The 12,149-nt window shown below is 60.5% G+C and carries 8 protein-coding genes; 2 read left to right on the forward strand and 6 right to left on the reverse strand.

Features of this window, described 5'->3' with window-relative positions; translation table 11 throughout:
• Window positions 1–350 precede the first annotated feature (350 nt).
• On the forward strand, window positions 351–2,681 hold the full coding sequence (locus OKW29_RS05510; protein ID WP_429290267.1) for a filamentous hemagglutinin N-terminal domain-containing protein: 2,331 nt from the start codon (window positions 351–353) through the stop codon (window positions 2,679–2,681).
• Between the two features lie 72 nt (window positions 2,682–2,753).
• Here the strand turns inward: OKW29_RS05510 and OKW29_RS05515 are convergent, their stop codons facing one another.
• Together OKW29_RS05515 and OKW29_RS05520 are read right to left on the reverse strand one after the other, a co-directional pair.
• Entirely contained in the window at window positions 2,754–4,769 is a 2,016-nt protein-coding gene (locus tag OKW29_RS05515) for an acyl CoA:acetate/3-ketoacid CoA transferase (RefSeq protein WP_429290268.1), read from the reverse strand.
• Between the two features lie 31 nt (window positions 4,770–4,800).
• Window positions 4,801–5,268, reverse strand: coding sequence for a CBS domain-containing protein (locus OKW29_RS05520; RefSeq protein WP_429290269.1), 468 nt, complete (start codon window positions 5,266–5,268; stop codon window positions 4,801–4,803).
• An 850-nt stretch (window positions 5,269–6,118) separates the two neighbouring features.
• Here OKW29_RS05520 and flgM point away from each other — a divergent pair.
• A complete protein-coding gene (gene flgM / locus OKW29_RS05525) occupies window positions 6,119–6,430 on the forward strand; it encodes a flagellar biosynthesis anti-sigma factor FlgM (protein WP_429290270.1) in 312 nt (103 codons plus the stop codon).
• 174 nt (window positions 6,431–6,604) lie between these two features.
• Here flgM and OKW29_RS05530 read toward each other — a convergent pair whose 3' ends face one another.
• The 4 genes from OKW29_RS05530 to OKW29_RS05545 form a co-directional block, all read right to left on the reverse strand.
• Complete coding sequence (locus OKW29_RS05530; protein ID WP_184005658.1) at window positions 6,605–7,507, reverse strand: NAD-dependent epimerase/dehydratase family protein; 903 nt, start codon at window positions 7,505–7,507, stop codon at window positions 6,605–6,607.
• Between the two features lie 181 nt (window positions 7,508–7,688).
• Window positions 7,689–8,045: an STAS/SEC14 domain-containing protein gene (locus OKW29_RS05535; RefSeq protein ID WP_184024102.1), complete on the reverse strand. Its 357-nt coding sequence runs from the start codon at window positions 8,043–8,045 to the stop codon at window positions 7,689–7,691.
• Window positions 8,046–9,326: 1,281 nt separating this feature from the next.
• Window positions 9,327–10,031, reverse strand: coding sequence for a glycosyltransferase family 39 protein (locus OKW29_RS05540; RefSeq protein ID WP_429290271.1), 705 nt, complete (start codon window positions 10,029–10,031; stop codon window positions 9,327–9,329).
• Between the two features lie 404 nt (window positions 10,032–10,435).
• Window positions 10,436–11,806, reverse strand: coding sequence for a hypothetical protein (locus OKW29_RS05545; RefSeq protein ID WP_429290272.1), 1,371 nt, complete (start codon window positions 11,804–11,806; stop codon window positions 10,436–10,438).
• Between the last annotated feature and the right edge of the window lie 343 nt (window positions 11,807–12,149).

Consider the following 12,149-nt stretch of genomic DNA (forward strand, 5'->3'; position numbering starts at 1 on the left):
CCGCACGGGGGCTTGACGGTGGTCGACCGCGCTTGAAACCAGTCACTTAATAACCTGCCGTAATAACGGTATTTCAAACTTGCATTGAAATCGTTATCAAGATGGAAGGCGACGGTAATCCCGTCCCGGTCGCGCAACAACGTTTCGGGCCGAAATATCGACCAAATCAGCCACGGTCGTTAAGTGGCGACGAGGCGAACTGCTAATCTTCATACGCGGCGACTCACGCGTTTCCGGTCGGCTCCTCGGGTCGTTGGCAGCCGTTTCGCGCGAGCGTGGAAGGGGGATGTATGAGCACTCGAAGGCCATCTCTGCTGCGGCAACGTCGATCGCAACGCCGTCATGCAAGCGTGCGAATTTCATTTGCCATCGTCATTTCGCTGACCGGACTTTCCACGACGCACGTCGCGTACGCGGCCGGTACCGTGCCGCAAGGCGGGCATTTCGTCGCCGGCTCGGGAAGCATCACTCAGAACGATGCCGGCATGAGCATCACGCAAGCGGGCTCGCGCGGCATCATCGAATGGAACAGTTTTTCGATCGGATCGTGCCGCACGGTGTCGATCAACAACGGCACGGGCGCGACACTCAATCGCGTGACGGGTAACGATGTGTCGGCGATCTACGGCACGCTGAAGGGCACCGGCAGCATCTACCTCGTCAATCCGCATGGCGTGCTCATCGGGCCAGGCGGCGTGGTGTCGACGGGAGGGCGTTTCGTCGCGTCGACGCTCGACGTCCCCAACGATGTCTTTCTCAACCCGCCCGTGTTCGGTGGCTCGGCTTACACAGGCAGTTCCACGGCGGATGTAGTCAATCTCGGCAAGATCAGTTCGTCGGGTGGGGACGTGTTCCTGATATCGGCCAGCAAGGTCACGAACGCAGGGACGATCGATGCGCCGAACGGCAATGCCGAACTCGTCGCAGGCCGTCAGGTCCGGCTCTTCGACGGCAACTTTCAACAAGTCTTCGTGGAGGTGGGAAGCGGCGGCACGGTGACGAACTCAGGCACGGTACGGGCGGCGATCATCAACGTGCAGGCGGCCGACGGCAATATCTTCGCGCTCGCGGGTCATTCGGGCGCCCTGCGCGCCACCGGCACCGCGACGCGCGACGGCCACGTCTGGCTCGTCGCGAACACCCCCGTCAACGGGGTCGTCGTCAACTCCGGCAACGTCGATGCGCGCGGCGCGCAAATCAGCGCGCGTAACGCGGACGGCAGCGGCGGCACGCTCGACATGTCCGGCAAGGACGTCAAGGTCGGCGGCGCGGATGTGCGGGCGAAAGCATGGAACATCACCACGGGGGACTTCACCGCGGACGTCCCCACCGCCAACACGCTCGGCGCAAGTCTGAGCAACGGCGCGTCCATCTCCGTGCTCGCGAACGGCGCGGACGGCAAGCTCGGGGCGACCGGCGAGGGAGACATCGCGATCGAAGCGAGCGTGCGCTGGCACGGAGCCTCCTCCCTGACGCTCGACGCGGCGCACTCGCTGACGATCGCACCGCAGGCGACCATCGCCAATAGGGGCACAGGCTCGCTCACGCTGTCCGCCGACACCTATGGTTTCGACAATGGCGGCAGTCTGACCAACCAGGGCACGATCGACTGGTCGCGAAGCATGGGCATCGTCAGCGGCCTGTACGACATGAACGGCAGCTACACGCCCGGCACCGTGTACACCAACGTATCGTGGCACCCCGCGCCGTTTACTGGGCTCGTCACGCAGTTCACGGCCTATCAGCTCGTCAACTCCATGACGGACCTGAGCGCGGTGAATAACAACCTCTCCGGCAACTATGCGTTGGGCAGCAGGGGGCTGGAATTCGCGGGTGCGCCGGAGTTCGGAGGCATCGGCACCGCCGCGAATCCGTTCACCGGTCAGTTCGACGGCATGGGGCATCTCCCCGCGGATCTGCGTCTCTCAAGCGCGGCCGATACCGGACTCTTCGGCGTGATCGGCAAGAGCGGCGTCGTGCGCAATTTCACGCTCGCGGACGGCACCGCGACATCCTCGGGAGGAACGGTCGGCTTGCTGACTGGCATCAACTACGGACACATGGTGAACGTCGGCGCAACGGGCACCATCGATGCCACGGGCAACACGAACACGGTGGCCGGCGGCCTGGTCGGCGAGAACTTTGGACGCATCGAGCGCTCGTGGGCGGGCGTGAACATCAACGGCGCGGGCCAGATCGGTGGGCTCGTCGGCCTGAACGACGGTCGCATCGATCAGTCTTTCGCGATCGGCCGCGCTACAGCCGGTGCGCAAAGCACGGTCGGCGGACTCGTCGGCACGAACCATGGCGCCATCACCCGATCGTATGCATACGAATTCCTGAACGGCGGCGCGACTATCGGCGGACTTGTCGGCATCAATACGGGCTTCATCCGCGAGTCGTATGCCGCGTCCAGACTCACGGCGGGCGCGAACTCGACGATGGGCGGTATCGCGGGCACGAACAGCGGCCGGATCGCGGCGAACGTGTTCTGGAACAGCCAATCGTCGTCGGCGGCGGCGGGTGTCGGTTCGGGCACGGCGGTGGCCAGTTCGAGCGGACTCACGGACACCCAGTTGCTCGAGCCGGCGAGCTTCGGTCCGACGTGGGATTTCAGCGCGAACGGCACGTGGGTCGCGGCATATCCGGGGCCTCAGTTGCGCTGGCTGGCAGGGCACTGACATCGAGGGTCCGACAGAACCCGGCGCGGGCGCACTCGGCCTTCGGTGCCGCGATCACGATGCAAGCCGGATTCAGCGGTTTGACGACTGTTCGCGCAGGTAGACCTGCGCTTCCGCCTCCGTCTCATAGACATAAGGTGACAGCCCGCGCCGCGTAAGGGCGCCACCCAGCTTGGCGCGCATGAAAGCGCTGGTAGTGAAGCGTGTTACGCCGAGATAGTAGCGCTGCACCATATCCTCGACCATTTCGACGTACGCGTCCTCCAGCGCGGGGTCCAACACGAAACCCTCGTAGTTCACCACTGCATAAACCTTGTGGTCCAGTGGTTCGCAGACGCGGCATACCTGAGTCCGGATCGCCGCGATGTCGTCGGGACGCTTCACCTCGAGGCGCGCGAAATTGAGAAACATGATGTTCTTGTCGTCGTCGTAGATGAAGCGCGCTTCCAGCGGCAGTCGCAAAACATTGGAGCGCAGGCCCATCGGTTCAGGCAGGAAAATCCGCTCGTCCATCAGCGTCGGCGAACGCAGGATCGGTGCGAAGTCCATCCTGGCCAGAATATCGCGCTCCAGATCGACGCCCGGTGCAATCTCGATGAGTTCCATGCCCTCGGCGCCCAGCTCGAACACGCAACGCTCGGTGATGTAGAGGACCGGCTTGCCCATTGCCGCCGCATACGGGCCAGAGAACGTGCGATGCTCGACTTCCTCGATGAATTTCCTGGCGGTGCCGTCACGGTGGATCCGCAGCTTGCCGTCGACGACTGAAATCTGGCTGTGGCCCGCCATGAAAGTGCCGACGAACACGACTTTCCTGGCATTCTGGCTGATGTTGATGAAGCCTCCGGCGCCGGCCAGGCGCGGCCCGAATCTCGACACATTGAGGTTTCCCATGCGATCGGCCTGGGCGAGGCCAAGAAAGGCGACGTCGAGCCCGCCACCGTCATAGAAATCGAACTGGGCGGGCTGATCGATGATCGCCTGCGCATTGGTCGCCGCGCCGAAGTTCAAGCCTCCCGCAGGAATGCCGCCGATGACGCCGGGCTCGGTGGTCAGCGTCATCAGGTCGAGGATCCTTTCCTCGTTGGCGACGCTGGCGATGCCTTCGGGCATGCCGATCCCGAGATTCACCACGCTGTTTGGCTGGAGTTCCATTGCCGCGCGTCGCGCGACCACCTTGCGCTCACTCATCGGCATCGGCGCCACACTGCTCGCGGGGATCCGGATTTCGCCGGCGTACGCCGGACTGTATGGTGTGGCAAAGGTCTGCAGGTGGTTCTCGGGCGGCGCCAGCACGACGCAATCGACCAGCACGCCGGGGATCTTGACCTGTCGCGGATTGAGCGAGCCGCTTTCGGCGATGCGCTCCACCTGGACGATCACGAGGCCGTGGCAGTTGTGCGCGGCCATGGCGATCGCGAGAGCCTCCAGTGTCAGGGCTTCGCGCTCCATGGTCACATTGCCTTCCGGGTCGGCAGTGGTGCCGCGCACGATCGCGACGTTGATCGGGAAGGCCTTGTAGAACAGATATTCCTCGTCGCCTATCCGCATCAACTCGACCAGATTCTCGGTGGTGCGCTCGTTCAGTTTGCCGCCACCGAAGCGCGGATCGACGAAGGTGCCGAGGCCGACCCGGGAGAGATGGCCTGGCTTTCCGGCCGCAATGTCGCGAAACAGGTGGCTGATCACGCCCTGCGGCAGGTTATACGCCTCGATCTGGTTATCCACCGCAAGCTGCTGTAGCTTCGGCACGAGGCCCCAGTGTCCGCCGATGACGCGCTTGACGAGTCCCGGCGTCGCCAGGTGGTTCAGTCCGCGTTCCTTACCGTCTCCCTGGCCGGCCGCATAGACTAGCGTGAGGTTGGCGGGCTTTGGGAGGGTGACTAACGTATCCTCGTCATGCGCCGTACAGAGTTCCTCGATGGCAATGGCGATGTCTTCGGCGAAGCCGATGCCGACGAAGCCACCCGTCGCGACCGTATCGCCGTCGCGGATCAGGCGCACGGCATCGCGCGCCGACGCCACTTTGCCGGACGAGCGGGAAAGGATGGCCGGTGAAAGCGCCCCCGCGGTTGATTGCGTGCTCACGTTTCACCTCGCCTGATTCGAGCGCGACTGGCTAATAGGCGCCACCGGTATCAATGGTCAGATGGAGCATGTCGTCCTCGAGAATCCTGATGAAATGCTCGTCCTCCTGCAGGAGTTCCTCCAGCACGTCACTGTCGGAAAGCACGCCGATGACGCGCCCGGATTCGATCACAGGCAGGTGCCGGATCCGCCGGGTATGCATCGACGCGAGGCATTGATCGCAGGTATGCTCGGGCGTCACATAAAGCACCTGGGTGGTCATGATGTCGCCAACCCTGGTGTGCGCGGCGTTGCGGCCAAGCACCTCGACCTTGCGGGCGTAGTCGCGCTGAGACAGCACGCCAACCAGATTGCTGCCCTGCAGCACCAGCACCGTCGTCACGTCCTTGTCGGCCATCAACTGCAACGCGTTCAGCACCGTGTCGTCGGGGCCCACTGAGATAACCTCCCGAGGGTTCCCGGACAGAATTTGCCGTGCTGTCTTCCTCTCCTTTTTCATGACCGCCTCCAGACAGAAAGGGGAGCATGTACGGACTACGCTTGATCAAAGCGAAATCGGAATACGATCGTCCAGACCCAGCCAAGGCTGGCGATCTTTTCTTATTCGTTGAATTGCAGTGTAGATCGCTTGACCTGAGTCGAACGAACATTTTCCGTTCCGGCGCTACGCCACTCGGTGAGTCGAAGCGACGAGGCACCTGCCGCACGAGCGCGCCTTGCCCATTCGCAACCGTCCGGCGCTAACTGTCGCCTCACCACCGCAGTCGCACCGGCAAACCCACAATCCATCGCCAGCGTACCGCTCGGTCGTCAGCTGGCCGAAAACCTCGCCGCTCTTCAGCGCAGGTGAGCCCGGTCGCGACCGCCACACGCGACGCTGCTCACGGCAGCCGCAATCACGCACTGCACCGCTCTCTACCGTCTTCAGGGCGGAAGTCACATGGCCGCCGCATCGGCATCGCCAGAGCCACACGTCCGCGCCGCAATATTGAAGCGCGACGAGATCGCCAAAGGCGCGACCAGCGACATCGCGACTAGGCGGAAAGGGCCATCGAGGCTGCAAGGGGCGGCGGGTACGTTTGTTCACAGCAAGCAAAATGGGGTGCGGCGTCGTGTTCTCAAGCATACCTGCGCCTTTGATTCGGAGCGGGTCGACGCTTCGATCAGCTTATAGCCGTTGTGTTGTATTGCTCACACTTTGTTGCAATTTGCTGCAGGCGGCTAGAGTGCCCGCCCGGCAAGGCTTAGCGGCTCACGGCGAAACGTGGACACGGTTCCGCTTCCCACGGCAGGGTGAAGATTTCAAACGCTGAACCGTTAAAGGACTCAACCAGTGGGGAACACACACCATGAAGATTGAATCCAGCAATTTTCCGCTCGCGGCTTCGCAGAACGGTCCGCAACGCGCAACGATCAACAGCGACGCGAAGGGTGCCGTCGAGTCCGCGCACCAAGTCAGCGCTGCCGGCGCGCAGAATTCGACGGTTAATCTCTCATCAGTGTTGGTGATGCACACGTCCAGCGATTCGGATAGCGACACGGCGAAGGTCGAGTCGATCAAGGCCGCCCTGCGTGATGGCAGCTACAAGGTCGATTCCGGAAAGATCGCCGACGGCATGCTAAGCACCGCGCGCGACCTGCTGCAAACGACTACTCGCTGACCGGCGGCTGAACGTAGCAGGGAGAATTTTCGCTGCGGGCTTGTTCGACAATTCTTCCCGAGACCCACCACCCGACTGCAGGAACGACGCCATTGCGCCGGTCTGCGTCGTTGCAAAGCAGTTTATGAAGACTCGCACGGCGTGATTGGCCGGCCGGGGGCCGGCCCGCCATGCTTACTGGACGATCTTTTTCGCTTCGTCGCGCCAGTAGTGTTGCTGGTTCCACCCAAGAAGGCGCTTGAGCTTCTCGTTGCTGAGCAGGGTCTCGAACTCGCCGAGTTGCTTTTTGAGCGGCACGCCGGGGTAGTAGCGTCGGAGCAGTTCCGCGGTAGGTACGTCGGACGACACGTCGTCGGCCGCGACGTTCATCACCTGAAAGCCGAGGCCGTCCTTTTCGATGGCAAGCCGGCACGCGTTCGCGAGATCGCGCCCGTCGATATAGCTCCACGCAATTCTCTTGCGCAGTGCTGGATCCTTGAGCCACGCCGGAAACTTCGCGTAGTCGTTGGGTTCGAGCACGTTGCCAATACGAAAGCAGTAAATGTCAGAGCCGGTGCGCGCGTGGAACGCCTTCGCCGTCACTTCGTTGATGACCTTCGACGTCGCGTAGCTGTCCATCGGGTTCACCGGGTATTCCTCGTCGAGCGGGAAGTACTCCGGACTACGATCCCGGTGCGCGAACACCATACCGTATGTGGTTTCGCTCGATGCCACGATCACCTTGCGGATGCCAAGCTTCGACGCTGCGTCGAGGATGTTGTACGTGCCCATCACGTTGATCCGGTAGACCTCGTTGTCGGGCGTGATCATGATGCGAGGGATCGCCGCAAAATGCACAATCGCGTCGATCGGCTTTGGTTCGAGGTCGTCGGCGAATTCTCCCGGCGCGGTGCTCGATGCCAGCGCATTGAATACCTGGCCCGCATCGGTGATGTCCGTAATCAACGTGCGCGCCGTGCGCGCCGCCATCGGCACGCGATCAAGATTCATCACCTCGTAGCCGTGCTCGACCAGGTTCTGGACCACCCATTTTCCGGCCAGGCCGCTGCCCCCGGTCACGATCACTCGCTTCGTCATGTGCTCCTCTTCTCCTGTTTTCCTACATGTTTTAGCGCTTTTCCGCGCGTGTCGCGCGGCCTCATTCCATCATAGGATCGTTGCGCTCCGTGTCCTTGATTCGGCAGTAACAGTTCTGATGTTGAGTCGTGCGGCTCCAACTGGCCGGCCTCCGCCCGATGCGGCCGGCCGGAGACGACGTTCAGGCGTTGATCCAGGCTCGCGCCTGTTCCAGCTCGTTGACGTGGAACGCCTTGATTTCAGCCTTCGTGAAGAACCGGGCCAAATGCATCGAGGCGCGAATCCAGCCCGCGTCGGCCACCACGGCGGCGCGCGTGACCTTGCGGGCGACGGAGACGCCGAGCGTCAGGTCGGTCCATAGCGCCTTCGGCTCGATGCCGCTGAAATGCTCGATGCGTTCGAGCACGCGGGTCTTACCGTTCAGTTCAAGATCACCACGCATGCGCTCGATGGCTTCGCGCAGTTCGTGGTCGGTGATTTTGCCTTCGACGGATATTTCGATGACCGACGAATCGGGGACGGTGTGATACAGGATCATGGCAGGACCTCTAGCCAGAGAGACGTTACACGCTCAGGCACGGATGAGCCTGGCGTTCGACGGCGTACTCATGGTACCTCTTTCCACTCGCTCGGTTAGGTTACGAGCCGATCTTCCCCTGAGAGGCAGTCGAGGCCATCGGCGCCACCTTTGGGGCGATTGCGAGCGTATCGCAGAAGGGCAGAGGACGGCCATGAGCGCGGGCCATCCGACGCATGATCGCCCGCCATGAACACGCCGTGTCCCAGCGATGCGCCGCGGCAGGGCGCCCATCTAGATTGCCATCCAGAAACACGCCGCGCAAAGTGCGATCATGAGCCAGCTCGCGCGGTCCTTCGCGGCAAACAGCACTGGATCGTCGTGCATCTGTCCGCGATGGGCGATCAGCCAGATGCGGCTGACCCGGTACAGCAGGGATCGCGCACACCGGCCGGGCGCGGTACGGCGTGATGCGCGTGGCTCACGACTGCGGCACGATCACGAACAGTTGGTAGGGGCGCGCAGGCAACTCCCGTCCCCATGCGGTCTTGCTCACCTCGAGCGCAATCGGCGCTGCATGGCTTAGCGACGATGCCGTCGCGATGCAGCCCGAGTCGTCGCCATGGCACACAATCAGCGAGCCCTGGCGTGCGAAATCGGCGGATGTGAGCCAGGGCGTTGCCGCCGGCCAGTCGAGATCCCAGAAGCGGGCGCGGCCGCCGTCATAGAACACCATCGAAGCGGCCTCATGCGTCGAGCCCGCCACGATCGACAGCGGCTGGCTGGTGCGTTCTTGCCACACCGACTGCGCTGCTGCCGCGAGTTCCGCGCGCGGCTCGGCCGCGTCGTCGGAATTGCGCCGCGCCCCTGTGTAGCCGACCACTGCCGATACCGCGAGCACCAGCGCCCAGTACACCGCCATGACGCGTATGGCACGCTGCGGTGCGAACTCGAAGCGGGCTTGCACGAGCACGGCAAGCCAGAGCGGCACCATTGCGAACCACTGCGCCATGCCCCAGACCGAGGCCATCTGCGTCTTGCCGATCACGGACAGCAGGCCCACCGCGAACAGTGGCCCCAGCGCGAGCCACCAGAGATCCGGGTACGACGCGCTCCGAACAACGCTCAGCGCCATGAGCCGCGCAGCCCCGCGCGTGCGCACCATCAACAGCACGAAAACGAAACTGAGCGCGAGATAGCCGATCTGCGCGAGCGTGTAGATGCCAAAGCGCCCGACCGCGGCGAGAAGCGTGCCGCCGGTGCGTTGCGCGGCATACTCGAGCGTCGGGAAATGATTAACCATCATCCAGTGTACGTGCGGGGCCAGCACGGCGACTCCCGCCGCCACCGCGAGCAGCGAATCGACGCTGACGAGGCGCGCACGCCATGCGGGACGCGCGAGCAATGCCAGCAACAGCCCGAGCAGCAGCACGATCGTGAAGTACTTGCCCAGCACGGCAAGCGCCGCGCACGCCCCGAGACCGAGCGCCGCGCCGCCGCGCGCGAGGCGGCTGCCCGGCTGCCGTAGCGGACGAAAAAGTAGGCGGTCCACGGCCAGACCGACAGCAGGATCGAGTTCGGATTGAATTTGATGGCGAGATTCGAGTAAAGCGGCGAGACCGCCATCGCAAGCCCAGCGATGATCGCGATCGGGCGCGGCACGAAGCGCCCGGCGAGCGCGACGATCCCGGCCAGGCCGACCAGCACGTTCACCGCCGACAGCGCGAAATACGCGAGATCGGTGTGCGGGAACACGCTGAACCAGGCCGCTGCGACCCACGACGAAAGCGGCGGGTGCTTCGCGTAACCGGCCTGCCACTCGATGCCCCAGACATAGGTCTCGACCATGTCGCCCTGGATGTCGAGATTGCCGCGCGCGAGCCAGGCGGCCAGCGTCCAGACCAGCGCGTGGAAGGGGAGCAGCCAGCCGAGTGATGCGATGCGCGCGGCGGCAGGTTTGTCGGAGGCTGAGGCGAGTGACGTGGGATTCGAAAGCTGGGTCGACATTGAACCTTTTGGTCTGTGTGCCGCCGTACCGGGCAGCGTTTTTGGCCCGGCATCGTAATATGAGCTTACGTAGGGAGAGTGCGATCCTGACAGACTGCCCGGCAACCCATGGCGCCCGATCAAATTAAAAAGGCTTTGATGAAGGACGTTCGCGGCGACAATTGACCCGTGTGGTCAAGCCGAAGATTCGATTCTCTTGACGCGGCGCTCAACTCGGCCGCAATTGCAGATGCGCTTGAGGAAGCTCTGAGCTGGGCGTGGATCGTAGCAACCCCGACACGAGCCGCACAACCGTCGCCAGCGTTCCAGTGGATCTGATGGCGAAAAACTGCGCGTGACAGGCCGCTATCGCGCTCGGCTAAGATGCAAAAGTCGAGCCCTGGTGTGACGGTCACCGTCAGATCCTACTGTTGCGCTTTTACGGTAACGATCTTTCCGTCACAAATCAGTTCAGAGCCTTTAATGTCGATCAAATGTTGTGTGGCATTATGACTTAAATGGTCGGTCAGGTAATAAGAGACCCCATTGTCGTTGTGCAGTGATTTCCATCTTGAGTTGTAATTCCAGCTCGTCTCGTTTAAATCTCGATCGATCTGTATCAAGTTAAAAACTCTATTTGTTCCTTCGAATATGATCTTCGCCGGCCAATACTCTGCATAAACCGTGCTGCCACTTATCCCCCGGCGAGACAGGCAATCAATTTCTCGCTGGAAGTTTTCGTTTTGCGGGATTTTCGGCGCTGCCACGAGCGCGACCAGAAATATTATCGACGTCAGGGCAACGATATTTTTAATCTTAATTGAGCGATCTATCAGATCATGAAACATCCAGGCAGAAATTATGTAGGTTATTGATAGATAGCGAAATTCATATGTGTTATGAATCAATCCGGCGGCACAGACCACGGCGATCGAAAAAATGGCGGCTGCGCACAGTGATTTGCTATATTTGAACGATTTTGTTTTTATAAAAATAGAAATCATGAAAAACAAAATTATGGCAATATGAAATAAATTTCTAAATTTATCAGTATAATCCTCGGCCGCGGAATTTTTAGCCTGAATGGTCAGCGAGGAATTAATTTCAAGCGAGACAAGAAAGATAAATATTGCCAAAGCAGAGAAGGCCACAGTAAAGGCGAGGAATTTTTTTCTCTCGCCGAATATGGCCTCTGATGCCAACAATGCTCCAAACCAGAGAACGAAATAAAGATCGGATATGCCGAGCAAAAAAATCACGATTACCAAAACGGCACTGTTCAGGACCGTGAGCTTGAAATGGCTTTTTACGTAGAAATATAGGATTACGGCTAGCACCGCTGCGAAGCCGTGATGTTCGAAGCTAAAGACCGTTTCAATCAGAAAATAAAAGTCTTTTCCGATCACAAGCAGGCCGCTCGCCGCGATAGCGATTAACGATATCGTTAGATTTGTGTATGTTTGGGCGAAAGGGCGTTCCTTCGATGTTAGAAGGCTGCATGCAAATACAAATATCAGTACTTGAACGGGCGCCGTTACCAGATGAAAAAAATACGGAGTTCGAGCAAGAATTTCAAATGGTATTGATAGCAATATATCTGGAAAAAACGATGGCGCACCGGGGTAAGTCCATCCTCTCAGGCTGCCAAACTCAATAAGATCTTTCGCTTGGGAGAATGACACGACATCGTCGGCGTTTATTTCCTTTCTAAGAGAAACTATCCATATTGAAAACAAAACTAAACATACGGTGGATGCGAATATTTTCATTGCATCCGTTCTATTCTTCGAGTTCATCTTGCGATTCTATATAGGTTTTTTGTGTCAATCAGGAAATCGGCGTTTACGTTGGCGATGACATTCGCCGTGCCAGCGTTTTCATGCTGCCGTGTTTCCGCCTCCGCTTAATCCCGTCTTCATGATGCCATACTGAGCCGAACGGTCTGACAGATCAGGGTGGAATGTCTCCCGATACTTCAATGCCGTCACACATCGCGACCGACGCGTGATAACGCGTCTCGAAGTCGCAATTCTTTGAGCGCGACGTGTACCGACGGGTCATGCGCGGCGGATTCGACCGGTCGATGCAATAGTTTGCTGGCATCGTTCGGCTGGGGCCCCATGTTTTGGCTGCAAAAAC

Source organism: Paraburkholderia sp. CI3, from assembly GCF_050436505.1.
GTDB classification, from domain to species: Bacteria; Pseudomonadota; Gammaproteobacteria; order Burkholderiales; family Burkholderiaceae; genus Paraburkholderia; species Paraburkholderia tuberum.